Source organism: Gluconobacter cerinus, assembly GCF_002723935.1.
Lineage (GTDB): Bacteria > Pseudomonadota > Alphaproteobacteria > Acetobacterales > Acetobacteraceae > Gluconobacter > Gluconobacter cerinus.
In genome coordinates, this window is sequence record NZ_BEWM01000011.1 from 1 (window position 1) to 19694 (window position 19694).

Genomic DNA, 19694 nt, shown 5'->3' on the forward strand with positions numbered 1-19694 from the left:
GGCTCCCGTATCAATCGTGACATTTGACCCGGTGCCCTGAATATTAACATCAGCTCCGCTGGAGGCGACAATGTTGGACGTCACACCACCCGCATACACATCGACAGCATTACCGGAGAAAAAAGTTCCGCCAGACAGGCTACCTCCGCTGCTGACCGCAACAGTTGCAGCTCCAGCAACGGGGCTTTCACTAAGGGATACGCCACTCTCAATGATCAGGGTCCCACCAGCACTTGTCCAGTTGTGTGGCCCCAAATTTCTATAAGCAGAAATTGTTCCGCCAGAAATAATGTAATATGCTCCGCTATATTGCTGCGCTCCAGAATCAACGACAAGAGTGCCACCACTCAATAGTGTTAGAGTAGAAGATGAATACCCAATCAGAGATCCACTTTTTAGTTCGATAGACCCACCCGAAGAAATGGTAATATCTTCATTGAGATTTCCGCCGCTGCTTACTACTATACTTCCGCCAGAACGTACAGTTCCGCTCCCGTACAATTCACCTCCCGACAAAATAACAATTCCTGAGGTCGAAGAACCATAGAAACTACCTGGGACGCCGGCCGAATTAACTGGGCTGTCTACGTACAGTATTCCGCTAGATACATAACTCATTTTATTATCCTCTCATTAACTTGATTCTATTTATCACCATTTCGGAAGTGATAAGTTTTGTGCACTCAAACTGCCTTTCGGAGTTTTTGTGCCGCGGACACCACAAAAAATCGTGGTGATCAAAACGCTCCTTCGGATCATTCCAGCATGAATTACAGGTGTGCCAGTTGATTACGCGCCCGGGCGTTTCAAACTCGTTATTTGGGTGGGTAAACCCTGAAATCATGATCACAGGGCAGCCTGCAGACCATGCGAGCCAGGCTAGGCCTGAACTGCCGCCAATAAAAAATGCTGCATGCTTAAGCCAGCGCGCTCGTTCTGCCAGAGGACGATTTCCTGTCTGGTCTTCAGCTCCATGCGGCAAGTGGTTCCATACCACGCCTGTCCCATGTTCGGCTTTCTGATCAATACAGACGACGCGATACCCTTGCTCTTTAAGCCACGTGATAACTTCGCGCCAACCTGTCGGGTTATTCCAATATTTACATTGGGAGCTCGCCTGTACGGCGATACAGACATAAGGCTCTTTTAGAGGACGACTTTCGTCAGAAAGAGTAATCTTTGCAGGCTCTTCTTCAGGGGGAACCCCGAGGATATAGGCGGCTGTTTTATGTAGGCCGACAGATCGAAAATCAGTCGGTTGCCAGTCACATCCCACATCATCAAAAAACAGTCCTAAACTATAGGTCCCGTAGAATGTGTCGCTGAGCTTTTGGTCAATGACCTCTTCGTGCGTAAAAAAGCGAATATGAGAATACGCTTTCTCAAACAAAGGACTGATGAGGCCTGAAAGAGCGCAGGTGACATGGGCACCATGTTTTTTCGCAAAGCGGTTTGCATAGGGCATCCAGGCCAATGTGTCGCCGAGTGTACCCACCGGGAATTGGATTAGAATCTCTTTGTTTTGTGGGTCGAAGTGATGACTGAAAACCTGTTTCTCTGATTTGACGCTACCTTGAGGCTGACTTTCGATCCAAACATCTATGCCAAATCGGACATACCAACGCTTGCTGGAATGAATAAGACCTGCAGGGATCCCGGTTTTCTCAAAGAGAATATTGCCCGTATCAAGGTCTCTAAGTCGGACGTGCCATGTTTGCCCGTCTCCCAGAAGTGGTAGTTGAACACGACACCCAAAATTGAAATCAAACCGAATGCCATGATGAGCCTGTTGAGTCGGGACTGACGCTGAAGGGGGATAGGCGGGCTTATCAGAAAGCTTGGAACCAAGGGGGTTCGCACCGCTCGAAGCGGCCTCTTGATCACTCGATATCAGGCTCTGAGGCATTAATTAAGAAGTTCCAAACTTTTATCGCGAGGCGGTAACGGTTAATTAGTAGTTAATAAAATAGAAATCATCAAGTGAATGTTTTTTTCATAATGACAAAAATATTGCCCCCCCCCCCCGCGGGAAGAGTCGAAAAACTCTCTGGTTTTGAGGCTTTCTGTGTGACTCCATTCCTTCGATCTTGGGGCACGGCATAGTGATATGAAGCAGCCAAGGTTCTTTTATGTTGATGAAGAGAGATTTACTCGGTTCAGAGGGCCTAGCGATCAATTGGAAGCGTAGATTCTGCAGTGTTCCGCTCTGGCCTGGAGCAGGATTTGGCTTATTCAGGGAGCACTCAAGGTTGACGTTCACCGTTTGATGTCGTGCTTATGTGTAAAATTCTGGTGATCTAGGCTTTGATCAACCTGTCTGATTAACGGACGGAATATCTGATCAACGACAGCCTGTCGTTCATGCGCTTCCTTGGTATGGGGCTGTCGAATCATGTTCCTGATGCCAAAACGATCTAACTATTCCGTTCTTTGGCTACAAATCACCCTCTCCATTGGCCGGAAATTCACGTTAATTCCTAAATGGAAAACGATGGATGTTGTTGCCAATGATGGCGCTAGGCTGCTGATAAAAATAGTGCAACCTGGTGCTCAAAAACCAAGAAGGACGTCATAGAGAAGCCAGACTTTGTCTCAAAGAAAGGTCCATTAGTCGCCTCTCAAGGCGTGGCTCCGGCGTATCCATAAATCCAACACTGGCAAGTCAACGATCCGACCTCGGATCGAGCATGTCTCTGCCGACCAAAGTCACAGACAGGATTGCTCATCCGAATTCTCGGTATTACACGGGTCACAATGAGGATTGGGCTAGAATTATAGCCTATCAACATGCTCCGCTTTATCTTCCTGAAACGGATCAGCCCTGCCGGCTAGCCGAGCCAGAGCAGGAAGTCCCCGCTCTGCTCACATTACAGAGCGGATATCAGACCATTCCACCCTAACCCAGCGTTTTGTTGACGCTGGGTTAGGGTCACGTCAAGCTTTTAGAGCGTGCAGGTCAGCTTCAGCGTCTGAGACCAGATATGGCCCTGAAGCGTGAACCTGAAGCGCCATGAGCGCAATACTTCCAATCGGCCGGGACCCAAGAGGCAAGAGCGCGCTTCCGTTTGTCCAGCGGCACAGGCCGTCCTCGATATTGTTCCATCCGGACAGATCGATGTCCTGCAGATGAGATGTCAGGGTCTTCGTCGCATGCCCCTCGAAAAGCTGGACATCGCCCATCAGTAGGCCGAGCATACGACGGTCATCGACGAACGGTCCAACAACATCACACGGGCGGCTTGCATTTGAAACAATCCGAACGTTTTCAACACCAGCCGGAATCATGAACATAACCCTGTCATGATTCTTACGGATCGGACGGAGCGTCGTACCGGTATCTGTGACCAGGTGAAGATTGTTCTCCTGCGTCAGAGACGGAATATCAGTCATAAGAGGAGAATTGAGGTGAACAGCTCGTGTCTCAATCTGACGGAAGAGGGGTTCGACAAGATCACGGGCCACTGTCAAAGACGCTGCTGCATCCTCCCAGGACAGATTACGGGAAGGTGTCAGGGACACGACCTCTCCAGCCTGCCGAAACGCACTACGATTTCCAGTGTCAAGATAACTCTCAGTCAGGATACCATCTGCCATGATAACTGAATGTTCTTCAGTTTCGATGTGATAGTAATCGTAAGAGGTTATCGACGTGTCATAGAAGATCGAACGACCATTTACGAGCATACGGGCCGGAACGAATTTTCCATCAAAAAACAGGCAGTGCTCGGCTGTGATGAGCATATCCTTGAACGGTACGCCGTCGGATACCGCGTCCTTCAGAATACGGACGGGATAGCCCGCCTGATCCCGTGGAAGATACGGTCGCACCGTACAATGCGCATGTCCCGCCCACGTGACAATATCTGTATATATCCCCCCGTCTTTATAACAGAGGACTTCGTCACCCATGACGATATCCTGCACGGCCTTTTTTCCATCGGGGACAGAAATAATCGAATCCCTCAGGAAGCAAACCAAGACTCCGTTCTGGCTTGTGTTATTTAATGGAGTCGAACTAATGAATAAATTCCCGTCCTGATATGACTGGAACAAATTATTATTTGTTCTATAGTCATAAAAATCTCCCGATACCGTGATTGTTTTTCCATTATCTGTGACGATATTTGTACTACTTCCGCTTTTTGAAACGGAAACAACCTTTGTTGCGCCAGGAATTTCTATGGTTGATCCCGCATTCTCAAATCCTGATATACTTTGAAAAGAAATGACGGATACATTACTTCCTGGGTTAATCAGAAGTGTACCACCACCTTTTCCGAAAGCTACTTTCGATCCACTTAAGGCAGAAATTGCAGCCTGGTTCTGTACTGAATTCAAGATCAGCTTTCCGCCAGAAGAGATATTATACGTCGAACCAGAAAGGGCTGATATCGTCGAGGCACTATCCATAGAAATGGTGCCTCCATCTGCTGTGAACGTCGCACCAGTCAATGCATTGACAACGCCACCAGTCAATCCAGTTACTGTTACAAAGGCGTTGTTGCTTGAGGTGACACTCCAAGGGTTTGCCAAGGAAATTAATGAGGGAGAAAAATTGACGGAAGCATTGACGTTTTTGCCCGAAAAATTAGCGCTCGCTCCGCCAATCGATATTATTCCAAGGACCGGCAAAGCTGGAACAAGAGTGTAACTCCCGCTTTTCGTGACAGTATGGTTGTATCCATATATCAGCGACATCTTTTATCCTTCCGTTAATTTATCGTTGACGTGCTTTAATTGAATATGTTGCAAAGAGCAACTGTGCGTTACCTTAAAATATATTAATGCAATGAATTTAAATATTTAAAATCTAAAATAGTTAATAATCAACAACATATGGTTGTATCTATAGAAATACATTTGAATATTATTTAGTTACTACTTGTATATAATTATTTTATTTTTATTACCATATTTTTTACTGTGAAATTGAATAGGTTGGGAATTATCTTTCGTTGGTTTTCCATGTGAAGGAATCGAAAAACCGTTAATTAAGGTATCTTGGTTCTGATTTTTGGCTTTTGGTGATTTGATTGACGGTTCTGTGGGCTTGACGATCATTATGCGACTGCTTTGCTGGCTTGTCCCGCCAGTCCTCAGGGCTACTCCCAGCCCGGAGGTCGGACTTCTCAGCGTTGGTGTTCCGCTGCTTTGGAGTAGCCACCAGTGTGGCATTCAGGATCTGGCCTGACATCGGTAAATACCCGGCGTTGCGCAGGATTGCGTCAAAGCGGTTGAACAGCCCATCGATGGCATTCGCTTGTGTCAGGCGTTCACAGAACAGGCGCTCGTCGATCATGTATACCGTCTGATCGTCGCACAAATTGTTCAGGGTCGGATCACCAGCATTTTGAACATTAGCACCTGATCAAACGGCGGACGTCAGCCTTTACTGTCGCCTGAAGGTGTCAAAGCCTGCTCCAGATCATGACGGAATACCTCAAAATCTACCGTCCGGGAGAACACTTCAAATGTGATCATCAAGCTCGCTCAGTCGCGCAAGCCGCTCTTCAACATCAAAGAAACCAGCCTGCTTAATCATCCATTCCCTTCAAGCATAACCGGACAAATGGAATCACACAGGACAGGCCAGAGGACTTTTCAAACCCTACACATTATCGGCGTGAAGCCTCACATTTCTCCTGCAGCCACTGCATAGCGTCTGGCGGCATTGGTGCGGTCATCATGGTTCTATAATTCATGCAGGCGGCTGTCTCATGGGGTTGCGGCTCGTGTGAATTGCAAGCGCACCCTGCAAGAAATACCGCAGTTAGTGAAATGAGAATGAAACGCATGATGCTCTCCCGGATTTGGCAATATTTGGTAAAGCGTGAGATCGTCCGCAGAGTTCAGGTCAGAGGATTTTATAGTCTATGTGCGCTCTTGAGAGGCCCTGACCAGAAGCCCCTATCTCAATAGGTTGATGTTGCGTACGGTTTCGTCGCTGAATATGGCTTGCCCCCCGCGGGGGGGGGGGGCGACAGCAGATCAAACTGCGATGTCTAAAAATGTTTTTTTTGGAATTGAGCATCAGAACAGAACTGAATATTTTGCAACGAAATATCTCGTTTTTTTAGTCTATATAGGACGTTTTATGGTTTCCTCAAAGACGGAAAGTTAACGGAATAATTTATAGGTCGGGGAGAAATGATTTATATAATCCCTATCAACGAATGCATAATGCAATTTTTCAATAACGGGGGAATCAATCTTGATAAATCCCAACAATAGTTAATATCTTAAATATACGTCATTAACCATTGGATTAGTTCGAGTGTATCGATTAATAAAACGAAGATTTATTTTTATAATTACACAATATTCGCCATACAACGGAATAGATAATGCATACCAGCAGAGTCACGAACGCTCCGAACTCGCAATACCCTACATCCTCGTAGCTGTCTTGCATTCTGAAGTGCATGGCGCACAAAACACTAAATAGAATAGCTATTTTTAAAAGAAATAATCGCGACATTGTCTACAAACCAGGCTCCATCTACAGCTGCTACTTGCTCGCGGTTCTAAAGTTAATTTCCAAAAATCATGAAGCGCCTAACGAAATTTCAACTATGATGCAAGGTTTTACTCACAATACATCGTCACTTAGGGGTTTGATGATGTGATATGTTCACGCGTTTCGAAAGAATCCTTATGGGACAACCGCATCGTGGTGCTGAGGGAAGCGTTCGGGATCAATCCGAAGAGAGTTGCGAAATTGCGCAAGGGCCAGACTGTGGAAGATCAGAAAACTGACTCTAAAGATCCGCGCTCAACTGGAAGGATCGAAGAACCGGTAATTGATATGCGTGGCTCGCAATTTCAGGCTTTTGGCGACTTAATTTCTGCTTCTTTGGGTCGCGTTGACAAGAGGTTTGATCCAGAGCCTTGCGGCGGCGAGGTTGAGGAAACTTATGAAGGACAAGACGGTCTTGTCGTATCGGGTCGCGATACGGCGCATCTGCTTGAGTTTGTTGAACATGCGCTCGATGCGGTTACGGTCCTTGTAACGCCGCCAGTCAGTGTTTTGTGGAGTGCTGCGGCCTTTGCGTGATGGAATAACCGGCAGGATACCACGGAGCAGCAGGTCCAGGCGGAAGCTGTCACTGTCATAGCTCCGATCAGCCAGCATAGCCTTGGGGGTCGGGACAGACAGCTTCATCAGGGCGTCTGTGGCTTTGTAGTCCGAGACCTGGCCTCCGGTAAGGACAAAGCCAAGAGGGCGCCCCTGAGTGTCACATCGGGCATGGATTTTGCTCGTAAAGCCGCCGCGTGATCGACCAAAAGCCTCCGAATGAGCCCCCCTTTTGCGCCCGTAGCCTGTGAATGGGCACGGACTTACGATGCTGTCGACCATATGCTGCCAGTTATCGGTTAGGCCGAGGTCCACCAGGGTTTGTAGCAGAGCATCCCCCCCCTGTTCAACCCAACGCCGGAACCGAACATAGACCGAGTTCCATTTGCCGTAGCGTTCATGCATGTCCCGCCACGGACAACCGACGCGCAGGACATACAACATACCATTGAGAAACCGGCGGTTCTCTCCGGCTGGTCGAGCCCAACGTCCATGCTCAGGCGGCAGAAGCAGACCAATCAGCGCCCATTCCTGATCCGTCAGGTCGCCTCGCGCCATCCCCGCTTAACCTTATCGCCTTCGTCGAAGCAACCAGTGAATCAGATCTCAGGATGAGCGTATAGACCTTTTGTCAACGCGGCCTAAACCGATTTTCCAAACAGACTGTAAGGCATCACAGAAAATGCTTTAATAACTCCCTCGAAGAGTGAAATAGAATGTTCGTGGTTGACCGTAGATTGCGCCGTTATAAAAACCTGCTTGCCGGTAATAGGTTTTATTAGTCAGGTTGCTGATATTCCCGGTAATATTAAGCCAATTTGTAAGCCGATAGCGGGCCATCAGATTGATTAGCGTGTATCCGTTCAGGTACAGGTTAGACGCATCATACTTCCCGTTGCCTAACGGCCTACCTGGGTTGACTGGCCATGAGGTGCTGGTCTGTGTGGTAAAGCCGCCGCCAATCGTCAGGTTGTGTAGCGCTCCCTGAAAATTATAAGTTGTATTCATTTTAATCAAGTTATGTGGATCTTCCTGATATCCTAGTCCCTTTTCCTGAAGATAGCTGTAACCAAACAGGATATTCCATCCACGCGTGAGCTGACCGGAAATATCAAAATCAACACCTTCGGTTTTAACGCCATTAGCGGATGTATAAATTGTGTTCCCGGTGATGGAATTAGTCAGGCCAGTCGTTTTTGCGACGTTGTTTTGATTGTTAAGGTAGAACGCAAGTGAGCTATTTAGGCGACCATGGAAAAATTCGCCTTTGAGGCCGGTCTCGTAGCTTTTACCTAAAACTGGAGATAGTGGCTGGTTATTAGCATCCCTGTAGGAAGATTGTGGAGTAAAAATATTCGTATAGCTTCCGTAAATTGAAATATTTTTAGTGATATCATAGACAAGGCCCGTGAACGGCGTAAGAACTGCATTCTGATTCATCGAGCCAGAAGAAGCCGTATAAGAATTTTCTTTGTTATAGACTCCTGAATAATATTGATAAGAACTCATTCTTCCACCAAGAATAAGGTTCAACCCTTTCGATAATACGAAATGACCACTTACATACGCACCGTAGTTTCGTGTGACATCCACCTCGCGTGCGTTGGTGCGATGAGTGCTGAAATTAGCATAACTCCCGTCCCAATTTTTCCAATCGGAAATTGCTAAACCGGTGGAACGGTATTGGCAGTTTGAGTAAGGTGTAACATTGGAGATATTACAATTTCCTAATGCTTTACTGAATGACCATGTCGTTAATTCATCACTGTATCCATTAAAGCCGAAGACGAGGCTTTGTGTGTGTCCGAGTGCCCTGAATTGTCCTGTCAAACGAACGTCTGCTGTGTCACGAGTGTCATTATATTCAGCATGGAGCGCATTAAGGTAGGCACCCGTGCCATCCTGGTTCCAAAATCCAGCGTATCCACCCGTACTTTTGGAACCATTGTTTACTTTAAGATTACCAAGATTTTGGTAATTCCCGCTCCATGTATGCATGTAGCTCACGCGAAGATGCCAGTTTTTTGAAAATCTGTGGTCATAATTTCCGAACGCCGACATTGAATTCGCTTCCGAGAAACTCCAATTGGCTACTGGGTTTGTGCTACGCGGTAGGCTTGTACGTGTACCGTCTGCATACCAGATTGGAACATTTGATCCCCAAGAAGCACCATTATCTCGTGTTTTTTCGTATTGAAACCCCCAGTTTATAACGTCTCGGCTCGAAAGATCCGCAGCAAAATTCGCAAGCGCACCAATGTTATAAAAGCTTTCACGCTGCCTGAAAGTGTCAGAGTCTTCCCAGGAAAATACATATCGACTTCGTATTGTTCCGGATTTATTCAACGGCTTGTTTATATCAAGCATGACACGATGATCATTCCAATTTCCGAGCCGGAGCATGGCGTTGATCTGCTGAGTTTTGGTTGGCTGCTTGCGTTCGAGATAGATGGTAGCAGATGGATCGCCTGTCCCCCCCATGAGACCATTTGCGCCACGGATGATTTGAATATTGTCGTACAGGTCCATATTCATGGTCGAACCTGATCCACTAAATCCTGTAGCACCGTTTATCTGCATGCCATCGACACGATAGTTTGTAATATCAAAGCCGCGGGCACGATAAGTAGTACGTCCTGCGTTATCATTTTGAAGCGATGTGACGCCCGCAGTCGTTTTCATGACATCGTCTAGTGTGTTTATCTGCATGTCGTCCATCAACTGGCGTGTAATGACGGTAACGGTCTGAGGCGTTTCACGCAGGCTCAAAGGAAGTCCAGTCGCTGCGCTGGTTCTGTGGATCGTATAGGTATTCAGAGTGTTATTCGAACCTAAAACCGAAATATTTTCTATATTTTTATTTGTTATTGATATTTTATTTGCACCATTTTTAGGGTGATGGTGATTAGCTTTAAAATGTAAATTATGCGCAGCAAATGCAGGAGCAGGAAGAATAAATGCAGAAGCGAAAAGGACGGAGCGCATAGAGAACCGAAACAGAGAAGGGGTTATTTCAAACATCGAGGGCACCTGATGATAATAAGAGTAATTCGCAATAACATTTAGTCTGTGGCATGTGCAAGATAGAGGGATCGACGAACCGTTAATTGATGTGCCTTGTTTCTAATTTTAGGCTGTGGGCGATTTGGTTGACGGGTCTTCGGTTCATTTTTGATCTACATTTTAAGCGGATCGGGGGCTGTTACCCGCTGGATTGCTATACTGCGGTGCTGATCCGCTCAAGGAAGAGGAAGCGGCGCATATTGTAGACGATATTGGCCAGTCCGACCCTCATGGTGGCTCGCGCGATACCGACAGTTCCGACGAACAGCCCTGTCTGTGACTTCTGATCGGCAAAGACATGCTCGACACGCGAGCGGATGACCGACTTTCCAGCATTTGATTTCTGGATATGCCGAGGCATGGGCATTGAGATGCGGCTTTTTTCTATAACCTTCGAGACAAAGCCCTTCTTTTCGATGGAGTCCTTATTGGCTTTCGAGCGATAGGCTGTGTCTCTCTCCGCCATTATCCCATCAATGCTACGTATCGACGGGAGCCTGACTGGCTCCGCCCAGACACTTGAGGCTGTATTGGTTTTATCCAGCAGCCCCTCTCTCAATCGCGCACCATCACTGGCGGCGGCATGCGTTGTTTTCCATTTCCGGATGAACCGGTATTTCCGATCGATGGAAACATGCGATTTATAGCCAAAGAACGGGATGGCGAGATCGCTGGATGGCATGGTTCCATCGTCCTGTCCCTTCCGCCTTCGTGAACTTCAGTGTTCAGCGCGCATGACGGTCCTTATGCGACAGCTTTGCCGGTTTGTCCTGCCAGTCCTGTAAGATCCGTCCCTCCCGGAGGTCGGCTTTCTCAGCGTTGGTATCGCGCTGTTGTAGAGCAACTACCAATGTCGCATCCAGGATCTGGCCTGACATCGGCAGATAACCGGCGTTCCGCAGGGTTGCATCAAACCGGTCAAACAGTCTTCCAATGGCCCCCGCCTGTGTCAGGCGTTCACGAAACAACCAGACTGTTTTGGCAACCGATCTGAAAGCCCCAGACCAAGGAAGCGCATGAAGGAGAGGTAATCGTTGATCAGATACACTGTCCGTTCATCGGACAAATTGTTCAACGTCTGGATCTCCAGGACCTTGAACATCAACACGGGATCAAACGGTGGTCGCCCGCCCTTGCTCCCATCTGAATAGACCAAGGCCTGCTCCAGATCAGGGCGGAACACTTCAAAATTCACCGTCCGGGAAAACGCTTCGAGCTGATCGCCAAGTCCGCTCAATCGAGCACGCTGCTCTTCAACATCAAAGAAACCAGCCTACCTCATGATCCATGCCCCCAATCAGAACCGAAGGCCGATCTATTCCTGGTCAGTTTCGCCTCGGTCATTGGGCCTCCCCACGGCGGCTGCGTGCTAACTGGAAAATATCGCACGGGCGCAAAGACGGTTTTTGTGAGCAGATGTTCCAAATCGAGGATAGTGCAATCCGCAAAACGACGATCGATACGGTCCTTTCGATCGCTCAGGAAGTGAACGCCAGTCGCGATTGCCTGGGCAATCGGTCATGGTGCTGTGCCGATCATCGGCCCTCGTACGCTGGAGCAAGTGGAAAGGAATCTCGGTGCCGCCGAAGTTATGCTTTCAATAGAATATGTCGTCTACCTTAGTACGGCCACCACTTTCGCCAACAACAGCAGCATGCGCCCCATGCGTTCAACAGAGTGTCTATCGTAGCTTTTGGAAAACCTGCATCTACAAGGCTGACGTCCATTTGAACCAATGATGTCTTCATTTGGTTCTCTTCAAACAGAGTATTACTTCCAATTTGGATGGAATAATTTTCCAACCTTTCCGTAGACCCGGAGGCCGCTGACGGACAGGGTACCTTTCAGTCAATGACCTGATATCTGGCAGCATGTCACTGCTCAGTGTCCAGCTTTTTTGGAAGGATTATACCATGCGTTTTTCTCTACCTCGGATTGCTCTTATTGCAGCTTCCATCACGGCCCTGCCCGCCATCGCGTCCGCCCAGACCGTAACAAACCCGGCCCAGGTCCAGTCCGGCACCTATGTCATTGAGCCTGGCCATACGCAGGTTGGATTTTCCCTGCTGCATTTCGGTTTCACCTACTATAGCGGGCTTTTCTCCAATGTCTCCGGCACGCTGCAACTGAATGCCAAGACGCCGTCCGCTTCGAAATTGTCCGTAACGATCCCGGTCGCTTCCGTGCAGACAACTAGCGACAAGCTAACCGACGAACTCAAGAGCGACCAGTGGTTCGATACTGAAAAATTCCCGAATGCAACCTTTGCCTCCACTGAGGTCAAGCGCGTCGGCAAGACAGATGCCATCGTGACGGGTAACTTGACCCTGCATGGCATCACAAAGCCCGAGACGCTGAAGGTGCATTTTGTCGGCGCCGGTATCAACCCGATGGATAAGAACTACACGACCGGCTTCGAAGCCGCTGCCACAATCAAGCGCAGCGACTTTGGTGTGAAGATGTACGTACCCTATGTCGGTGACGACGTAACGCTGCATATTGCCGGCGCCTTCGAAAAGCAGAACTGAGATCATGAAAACAGTCCCGATGCTGATTGAGCGAACATCGCAATATGGAGTGGTGGCGATCGTCCTACACTGGCTGATCGCAGGCGGGGTTCTGCTCCTGATCGGCATGGGGCTGACCATGGATCATGCTTCCCTTGATCCGATGCGCATGTTTCAACTGTATCAGTTACATAAATCCATTGGAATCTTGGTCCTGCTACTGGTCTGTTTGCGAGTAGGATGGCGACTGACCCATGCGGCGCCTGCGCTTCCGGCCGATATGCCTGTCGCGGAACGTCGGGCCGCCCATCTGGCTCATCTGGCCCTTTATGGATTGCAGATCGTCCTCCCGCTCAGCGGGTGGGCCATGGTTTCTGCGTCTGTTCTCGGCATTCCAACAGTGCTGTTCGGCATGGTGCCATGGCCGGATCTTCCAGTTCTCACAACACTTCAGAACAAGGCTCCTGTCGAAGCTGCCCTGAAGGGGTTTCACCATTGGGCCGCATGGACACTAGTCGTTCTGCTTGTCCTACATGTCGCTGCCGTTTTGCGCCATGCTTTTATTCTAAAGGATTCAGTGCCTGGGCGTATGCTACCCTGGCAGGCTGGATCGTCCCAACGCAAACAGCCATAGGATTTTTACAATGCCATCCATTAAACTGATCTCTGCCCTGGCACTTGCAGCGGGCCTTTCCCTGCCCCTGTCTGCCATGGCGACAGACTGGACGCTTGATCCGGCCCATAGCACGCTGGCCTTTTCGGGCAAGCAGACCGGAACGCCGTTCAGCGGTCATTTCGGAACATTCAACGGCTCTATTTCCTTTGATCCGACGCACCCAGAAGCTGGGCATGCCCATGTGACGCTCGCTATGGCAAGTGCCGTCACGGGCGATCAGCAACGGGATGGTGCTTTACCAGGAAAAGACTGGTTCAATGTTGCTGGTTTTCCCTCCGCGGTGTTTGACGCACAGAGTTTTCGTGCCATGGGAGGAAATTCCTATGAAGCCGTCGGTACCCTGACGATACGTGGCATCAGCAAACCAGTCACTTTACCCTTCACGCTCGACATTAATGGCACCACAGCGCATGCGAAAGGGCATCTTGATCTCGTACGCTCCGACTTCGGAGTCGGACAGGGACCATGGGCGAGCGGGCAGTGGGTCTCACTGAACGTGGGCGTCGACATGGATATCACAGCCCAACGGAAGCCCTGACCAATGGGAGAGCTTCCTACCTCTTCGCACGGATTTGCCATAGAGCAGGTCGTCCTGACAGTGAACGATCTGGAAAAGGTCACAACCTTTTATCAGGCAGTGATCGGCCTTGAACGACTTGGGCAGGACGGGGAGATCGTGCGCCTTGGTGCCGACGTTACGCCCTTGATCGAACTCCGACAGGATAGACATGCGCGGCAACGCTCCTCTCGGGAAGCAGGGCTATTCCACACGGCTTTCCTATTACCGTCCCGCTCGGCCCTGGCCTGTTGGATTGACCACGCAACGGAGCGGAAATTGCCGCTGGTCGGGGCATCGGACCATGATGTAAGCGAGGCCGTCTATCTGTCCGATCCGGAAGGGAACGGCGTCGAAATCTATGCCGACCGCCCTCCGTCCAGCTGGTACTGGCGGGACGGCACGATACGCATGGGCACAAAACCTCTCGATATTCCCGCCCTGCTCGAACAGAGCCGCGGAGCACGCTGGGATGGCGCGCCCACCGGCACACAGATCGGACATGTTCATCTTCAGGTCGGCACCATTGAGGTCGCGGAGGAGTTTTATGCTCGTAAACTCGGTCTGGATGTCACCTGCCGATATCCGGGGGGCACTTTCTATGCGGCGGATGGCTATCATCATCATATCGCCACCAACATCTGGAACAGCCGTGGAGCGGGACAGCGTCGTTTCCCCTCGACTGGTCTGGCCGAGATAGCCCTGTCGGTCTCTCGGCCTCTTCCAGAAGGATTAGTGCCCGCCGCAGACGGAAATTCTTCTGGAACCACCGTGACGCTTGAAGACCCTTGGGGGACACCGATCCGGTTGCATAGTCAAAGGTTCCTGTAAGACCTTGGCCAGCAGTAGAGGGCATCGGGGCGGCCGTCGCTCCGTGGACCATAGCTTCTAATATCCTCTGAGGACTGGCATGTTGGACGATCGTTTTCACACCTACCGGCCTGAAGACGGACATGGTCTTCTGCATGACCCCTTTAATGCCATCATCGCGCCACGACCGATCGGATGGATTGCGACGGTTGATACGGAGGGTGTGCCTAATCTTGCCCCTTACAGTTTCTTCAACGCGTTCAACTATACCCCGCCGATCATCGGGTTTTCCTCAATCGGCTGGAAAGATACGGTCCGGAATGCACAGGAGACCGAGGCATTCGTCTGGAATCTGGTCACGAAGCCCTTGGTCGAGCGCATGAATCTTTCGTCTGCCGCATTCGACCGGCTGACTGATGAATTTGATGTGGCAGGGCTGGCAAAAATTCCGTCCTGTCGCGTTCGGCCACCAAGGGTTGCGGCCAGTCGGGTGCAGTTTGAGTGCCGCGTGACGCAGATCATCCAGCTTGAGGCGGCTTCCGGTGAGCGCCTGAAAAGCTGGCTTACGTTGGGGGAAGTAGTGACGATCCATATTGATCGCTCTTTTGTAAGCGAGGGAATCTACGAAACCGCTGCGACACGCCCTGTTCTGAGAGCGGGCGGAGCAGGATGGTATTCAGAAGTTGCTGAGGCGTCCATGTTTGACCTGCGCAGGCCTTCTTCATCTGGCGCAGCTCTGGATGAAGGCGCGGAGTTAGCGGTTCTGCCCTCCACGCCATAAAAGAAAATTACCAGCCTTCGTCCCAGTCTGCCCGACTTCGGAAATAATCCGACAAAAAATCAGATAAAGCCCGGACCTTTGCGGCGAGATGCCGCGCGGGTGGGTAAAGGGCGTGTATTCCCAGCGCTGGCGGCTCAAAGTTGTGCAGCAGGGGCATCAGCTTACCTTCCCGTATTTTCGGACCTGCAATGAAGCTGGGTAGACAGGCTATTCCCAGACCCCGTTCAGCCGCTGTCAGGCAGGCTTCGCCGTTTGAAAAGGCGATGCGTCCGGTCACGGGAACCTGAATATCCTGTCCTGATGACGCATCGTGGAAAGACCAACTGTGGGGTGTACGGAAATTGGTGTCGATGATGCATACATGCTGCGATAGTTCTTCCGGACACTGCGGTGCGCCACGGGACGTGATGTAAGTTGGGGCGGCGACAGTGACGATCCGGGCATCGCACAGCCTGCGGACAATCAGACTGCTGTCGGACAGACGCCCGATACGGACGGCGACATCAAAGCCCTCCTCAACCAGGTCCGCCAGCCGGTCCGAAAAACTGACATCGAGGCTGATGCCGGGATACTGCTCCGCAAATGCCAGCAATGCCGGAACCAGTTGGACCGCGCCAAACGACATCGGGGCAGTGATCCGCAGTCGGCCTGAAGGTGCACCCGATGTCTGGCGGATGGATGCATCGAGCGCGTCCCGCTCTTCGAGCAGAATCTTGACACGCTCATAATAGACCTGGCCAATCTCGGTAGGGGAGAGGGCACGGGTTGTTCGCTTGATCAGTTGCACGCCCAGATCGGATTCAAGGCGGGACAGCATCTTGGAGGCCTGGCCGCTACTGACCCCCAGCCGCCCGGATGCCGCAACAAAACTGCCTGTTTCCAGAACAGCAACGAACAGGCGGTCAAGGCTCAGACGATCCAAATCACAGGTCCTTAGGAGGCAGACGCACCCGGAAGCAGAAGGGACTGTATGAAGTCCTGTGCCCGCCTCACTCCCGAAGCCGTCAGAGTATGACCGACACCGGGCAGAATGTCACATGTAACGGTCATGCCGATCGTGGTCAGGGTCTGTGCTGCTCTTTGAGATTCCTGCACCGGTATGATGGGGTCTGCGTCGCCATGGATCAGCAAAATACGTGTTTCCGTGGAAGGAGCATAGACGGGGGACGAGGCAAGCCGCCCGGAAAAGGCAACCACGCCCGCCACGGGCCAACGGCCGGAGACCGCGGCATCCAAGGCCATGATCGATCCCTGGGAAAAGCCCACAAGCACGACCCGGTCCAGCCTGTTTGCAAAGCCAGCCTCCGAGATACAGGACTGCAGCGTATCGTCAAAAGCCTGCCGCGCAGCGACGATCCGTTCCGTCCGGTTGGCCTCCGTCACGCCCTTGATGCTGAACCATTGTCGACCGTCTGGTGCAAGGTCGAACGTGAACGGCGCGTCAGGAGCGGCAAGGGCTATTGTGGGGAGGTTCACCCCCCATTGTGCCAGTAACGGCGCAAAACTGGCACCCCTACTGCCGACCCCATGTAGAAAGATGACCAGGCCGGCACTCATGCTACTGCTCCCGACGGGCGGGGAGTTGGAGGCAGGTATGACGCCCATGCGAGGTCGGGCCCGAGGGGCACGATGCCGTTGGGGTTCAGCGCCTTGATCGAATAATAGCCGCGCTTGATATGATCAAGGTTGACGGTTTCCGCGACACCCCTGACCTCCAGCATCCGTTCCAGATAGCGGCTCAGGCTTGGATAATCCGCAATGCGTCGGCGGTTGCACTTGAACAGCCCATGATAGGCAGCATCGAAACGGACCAGCGTCACGAACAGGCGGATATCACTTTCCGTCAACTGCCCCCCAACCAGCCATGAGGCACCGCTGGACAGCCGTTCTTCCAGCCTGTCGAGCATGTCAAAAACACCTGCGAAGGCTTCCTCATAGGCCAACTGTGTTGTTGCAAACCCGGTGCGATAGACGCCATTGTTGAGGTGCATGTACATCTCATTGTTCAAAGTGTCGATTTCACCGCGCAGGGCTTCGGGATAAAGGTCGTGGTTCGAGGACGCCAGCGTACCAAACCCGGAATTGAACATCCGCACAATATCGGCGGACTCATTGTTCACGATCGTCTGTTTTTCTGTGTCCCAGAGAACAGGAACCGTGGCACGACCGGTATAGTGGGGATCAGCGTGAGTATAGAGTTCGTGCATCCATGTCACACCATTAAGCCGATCAATGGTGGCACTAGGATAATCGCCAAAGCGCCAGCCCTGATCGGTGAGGGCTGGCTCTACGACTGACACCGATACAATATTCTCTAGCCCTTTCAGGCTACGGGCAATGAGTGTACGCGACGCCCATGGGCAGATCAGGGCAATATAAAGGTGATAGCGGCCTTTTATGGCTGTAAAACCTCCGTCCCCCGTCGGGCCGGGGCGCCCGTCAGGGGTAACCCAGTTCCGAAAGGAAGACATTTGGCGTACAAATCCACCCTTTGAGTCCTTGGCCTGAACGGGATGCCAGTTTTCAACCCATTGTCCATCAACCAGCATCAGAAGCTCCTATGCCCCACTATGTCGTTATGACCTCAGGCGAAAGCGCGACATCTGCTTGAACTGCCTATATCGCCCTTCCCTAGCGTCGTCTTAATCTGATGAATCATCAAAGATTATACACAGTGATCGCGATACATTCCTTCCCTAGGAGAAACAGTGCTCTAAAGCGGTATCCTGTGGCGAATGGAATTTGGGGCAAAGGGCAACATCAGCGTCTGTTCCTCATATCGTAGACCAGACATTCCGTTCACCCCTCGGTCCGCCTACACTTGCTTAGTATTACAGCAGCTGACAGTCACCGTCTTGTCGGTCACAAGCGAAGCCGATTAAATTTTCCGAAGGTAGACACTCAAAGTCAGTTTTGTTCCTGGCGTCAGGAGTCATTCCTTTAGGCAGAATATGAAGCTTGCGGCTATGTGGATTGCAGCCAAAGCACGGGATGGCCAGATCGCTAAACGGCATGATTCCTTCGCTTTGCCTCAAGATAAAACCGAAATTACAGCCATAGGGAAGGTGCTATCAGTTCATATCGAAACTAGTAGTTACTTCCTCGAAGCCTCCTCAGTTCTCAGTTTTTGTGCTTCGATGAAGGCTGATGCGCTATGAGCCATTTTTAGGGCTTGTAGAACATAATGATCTTGTAACAGTTGTGCTGAAACCCATGTGCCTCGGTCATCTTGCCCATAATGGCCAGCGTTTTGTACTTTTGACAGCAATCGTGCGACGTTGCCGCGGGAAACACCATAATGCTTTGCCATTGCACTGGCGCTGCCAAGATCAACATAGACGCGATCGGCGTCCAATGGCATCGCTTTCTGTGCTCTTGTCATTTCGTTAAGAACGGAGATTCCAATCGTTGTGTTGATCAGAGGCGCAATCGATGGAGGGGGCGCGTAATAGACCGGGTCATTGAGCATATGTCGCGCAAAAATTGGGTGCATATGAGTTAGAATACACGGATCTGCACTCGCGATGTCACCACGACCAGCACCATCGATCAGATCCAGCCCTTGCAGACTGATCTGAAGATAGAGATAAAACATTTTTTCAGAAAATTCTGTCATGGCATAGGCCCGCACACGCTGGTCCGCTTTGGATAGCAGGGTGATATAGCCTCGTGCATAAATTTCTTTCAGATAACTCGTGACCGTATTGGGGCTGGCTATTCCCGTATGTTCAACCTCACGGAAAAGATTGGTTGCCGTGAGCGGCGGAAGATCCGGATTAATCTTGTGTGAAAAATTCAATGCAAGTGCACCGTGAGTCATGACCCAGCGGCGTAAATCAGCGACATAACGGACCTCTCGCGGCATTTTCCTGTGGATCGCCAAAAGTTGCTGGTTGCAGAAATTCAGGCACTGAAGGAAGCCCGGTAACGCCATCAGATCATCGACTGTATATGATGGTACATTTTCATGATCGGATGGGGCAAAGCCAGTTTGTGTCATGAAAAGCCCATTCAAATGATCAGGACATCCTTTTTAGAGATTTGTCGGAGGCAAGAAAGCCTTTTGTCGCATTTTTGGTGGGATTCGTGTTTCGACTTGTTTTTTATGAGATCAAGGTCGATAATAAATATATATATTTCAAATATAAAATTTTTGGAGATACATTTTTGATATGATCATTTCTTATGAAATATAATTAACGAAATTATCAAGGGCTCATATCCGC

Annotated in this window: 15 protein-coding genes and 4 pseudogenes; 8 read left to right on the top strand and 11 right to left on the bottom strand. The window is 50.4% G+C overall.

All coding sequences use genetic code 11. From position 1 onward, the window contains the following. Both GCE01_RS15225 and GCE01_RS15230 read right to left on the bottom strand, forming a co-directional pair. Positions 1-618, bottom strand: a pseudogene (locus GCE01_RS15225) (Hint domain-containing protein); the annotation flags it as partial. A 4-nt stretch (positions 619-622) separates the two neighbouring features. Further along, positions 623-1906, bottom strand: coding sequence for an autotransporter strand-loop-strand O-heptosyltransferase (locus GCE01_RS15230; RefSeq protein WP_099213525.1), 1284 nt, complete (start codon positions 1904-1906; stop codon positions 623-625). Positions 1907-2253: 347 nt separating this feature from the next. Here GCE01_RS15230 and GCE01_RS17235 point away from each other — a divergent pair. After that, positions 2254-2415: pseudogene (locus GCE01_RS17235) on the top strand (transposase); the annotation flags it as partial. A gap of 272 nt (positions 2416-2687) precedes the next feature. Further along, positions 2688-2900 (top strand): hypothetical protein, encoded by a 213-nt coding sequence (locus tag GCE01_RS17240; RefSeq protein WP_237390135.1) that lies wholly within the window; start codon positions 2688-2690, stop codon positions 2898-2900. 34 nt (positions 2901-2934) lie between these two features. Here the strand turns inward: GCE01_RS17240 and GCE01_RS17245 are convergent, their stop codons facing one another. Further along, positions 2935-4338, bottom strand: a complete 1404-nt coding sequence (locus GCE01_RS17245) for a Hint domain-containing protein (RefSeq protein ID WP_249203064.1) — start codon at positions 4336-4338, stop codon at positions 2935-2937. Between GCE01_RS17245 and GCE01_RS17250 the strand changes: the two genes are divergently transcribed. Beyond that, positions 4226-4651 (top strand): hypothetical protein, encoded by a 426-nt coding sequence (locus tag GCE01_RS17250; RefSeq protein WP_237390137.1) that lies wholly within the window; start codon positions 4226-4228, stop codon positions 4649-4651. The genes GCE01_RS17245 and GCE01_RS17250 overlap by 113 nt on opposite strands. A 354-nt stretch (positions 4652-5005) precedes the next feature. On the opposite strand, the pseudogene GCE01_RS15245 reads toward GCE01_RS17250, so the two are convergent. The 4 genes and pseudogenes from GCE01_RS15245 to GCE01_RS15270 all read right to left on the bottom strand — a co-directional run. Beyond that, positions 5006-5539, bottom strand: a pseudogene (locus GCE01_RS15245) (IS5/IS1182 family transposase); the annotation flags it as partial. 1299 nt (positions 5540-6838) lie between these two features. Continuing rightward, entirely contained in the window at positions 6839-7633 is a 795-nt protein-coding gene (locus GCE01_RS15260; protein ID WP_099213528.1) for an IS5 family transposase, read from the bottom strand. Between the two features lie 129 nt (positions 7634-7762). Continuing rightward, complete coding sequence (locus GCE01_RS15265) at positions 7763-10096, bottom strand: TonB-dependent siderophore receptor (RefSeq protein ID WP_244591268.1); 2334 nt, start codon at positions 10094-10096, stop codon at positions 7763-7765. Positions 10097-10292: 196 nt separating this feature from the next. Further along, positions 10293-11375, bottom strand: a pseudogene (locus GCE01_RS15270) (IS5 family transposase). A 676-nt stretch (positions 11376-12051) separates the two neighbouring features. On the opposite strand from GCE01_RS15270, the gene GCE01_RS15275 reads away from it, so the two are divergent. The 5 genes from GCE01_RS15275 to GCE01_RS15295 all read left to right on the top strand — a co-directional run bounded on the left by GCE01_RS15275 (position 12052) and on the right by GCE01_RS15295 (position 15468). Beyond that, on the top strand, positions 12052-12666 hold the full coding sequence (locus GCE01_RS15275; RefSeq protein WP_099213550.1) for a YceI family protein: 615 nt from the start codon (positions 12052-12054) through the stop codon (positions 12664-12666). Positions 12667-12670: 4 nt separating this feature from the next. Further along, entirely contained in the window at positions 12671-13279 is a 609-nt protein-coding gene (locus GCE01_RS15280; protein ID WP_211503584.1) for a cytochrome b, read from the top strand. A 10-nt stretch (positions 13280-13289) separates the two neighbouring features. Then, entirely contained in the window at positions 13290-13859 is a 570-nt protein-coding gene (locus tag GCE01_RS15285; RefSeq protein WP_099213529.1) for a YceI family protein, read from the top strand. Positions 13860-13862: 3 nt separating this feature from the next. Next, entirely contained in the window at positions 13863-14708 is an 846-nt protein-coding gene (locus tag GCE01_RS15290; RefSeq protein WP_099213530.1) for a VOC family protein, read from the top strand. A gap of 79 nt (positions 14709-14787) precedes the next feature. Continuing rightward, positions 14788-15468 (top strand): flavin reductase family protein, encoded by a 681-nt coding sequence (locus GCE01_RS15295; protein ID WP_099213531.1) that lies wholly within the window; start codon positions 14788-14790, stop codon positions 15466-15468. A 7-nt stretch (positions 15469-15475) separates the two neighbouring features. Here GCE01_RS15295 and GCE01_RS15300 read toward each other — a convergent pair whose 3' ends face one another. The 4 genes from GCE01_RS15300 to GCE01_RS15315 all read right to left on the bottom strand — a co-directional run bounded on the left by GCE01_RS15300 (position 15476) and on the right by GCE01_RS15315 (position 19468). Then, positions 15476-16390, bottom strand: coding sequence for a LysR family transcriptional regulator (locus GCE01_RS15300; RefSeq protein ID WP_099213532.1), 915 nt, complete (start codon positions 16388-16390; stop codon positions 15476-15478). Positions 16391-16401: 11 nt separating this feature from the next. Next, positions 16402-17025 carry an alpha/beta hydrolase gene (locus GCE01_RS15305; RefSeq protein ID WP_099213533.1) on the bottom strand — a complete coding sequence of 208 codons (624 nt, stop codon included), beginning with the start codon at positions 17023-17025 and terminating at the stop codon, positions 16402-16404. After that, positions 17022-18017: a glutathione S-transferase family protein gene (locus GCE01_RS15310; RefSeq protein WP_099213534.1), complete on the bottom strand. Its 996-nt coding sequence runs from the start codon at positions 18015-18017 to the stop codon at positions 17022-17024. The genes GCE01_RS15305 and GCE01_RS15310 overlap by 4 nt, the downstream gene beginning before the upstream one ends. Before the next feature lie 545 nt (positions 18018-18562). After that, positions 18563-19468 (bottom strand): hypothetical protein, encoded by a 906-nt coding sequence (locus GCE01_RS15315; RefSeq protein WP_145995813.1) that lies wholly within the window; start codon positions 19466-19468, stop codon positions 18563-18565. Positions 19469-19694 lie beyond the last annotated feature (226 nt).

What these genes read in the sequence shown, in the direction of transcription:
- GCE01_RS15260 (WP_099213528.1), bottom strand. Translation starts at nt 7,633, where the DNA reads ATGGCGCGAGGCGACCTGACGGATCAGGAATGGGCGCTGATTGGTCTG.
- GCE01_RS17240 (WP_237390135.1), top strand. Translation starts at nt 2,688, where the DNA reads ATGTCTCTGCCGACCAAAGTCACAGACAGGATTGCTCATCCGAATTCT.
- GCE01_RS15265 (WP_244591268.1), bottom strand. Translation starts at nt 10,096, where the DNA reads ATGTTTGAAATAACCCCTTCTCTGTTTCGGTTCTCTATGCGCTCCGTC.
- GCE01_RS15285 (WP_099213529.1), top strand. Translation starts at nt 13,290, where the DNA reads ATGCCATCCATTAAACTGATCTCTGCCCTGGCACTTGCAGCGGGCCTT.
- GCE01_RS15305 (WP_099213533.1), bottom strand. Translation starts at nt 17,025, where the DNA reads ATGAGTGCCGGCCTGGTCATCTTTCTACATGGGGTCGGCAGTAGGGGT.
- GCE01_RS15230 (WP_099213525.1), bottom strand. Translation starts at nt 1,906, where the DNA reads ATGCCTCAGAGCCTGATATCGAGTGATCAAGAGGCCGCTTCGAGCGGT.
- GCE01_RS15295 (WP_099213531.1), top strand. Translation starts at nt 14,788, where the DNA reads ATGTTGGACGATCGTTTTCACACCTACCGGCCTGAAGACGGACATGGT.
- GCE01_RS17250 (WP_237390137.1), top strand. Translation starts at nt 4,226, where the DNA reads ATGACGGATACATTACTTCCTGGGTTAATCAGAAGTGTACCACCACCT.
- GCE01_RS15290 (WP_099213530.1), top strand. Translation starts at nt 13,863, where the DNA reads ATGGGAGAGCTTCCTACCTCTTCGCACGGATTTGCCATAGAGCAGGTC.
- GCE01_RS15310 (WP_099213534.1), bottom strand. Translation starts at nt 18,017, where the DNA reads ATGCTGGTTGATGGACAATGGGTTGAAAACTGGCATCCCGTTCAGGCC.
- GCE01_RS15275 (WP_099213550.1), top strand. Translation starts at nt 12,052, where the DNA reads ATGCGTTTTTCTCTACCTCGGATTGCTCTTATTGCAGCTTCCATCACG.
- GCE01_RS15315 (WP_145995813.1), bottom strand. Translation starts at nt 19,468, where the DNA reads ATGACACAAACTGGCTTTGCCCCATCCGATCATGAAAATGTACCATCA.
- GCE01_RS15280 (WP_211503584.1), top strand. Translation starts at nt 12,671, where the DNA reads ATGAAAACAGTCCCGATGCTGATTGAGCGAACATCGCAATATGGAGTG.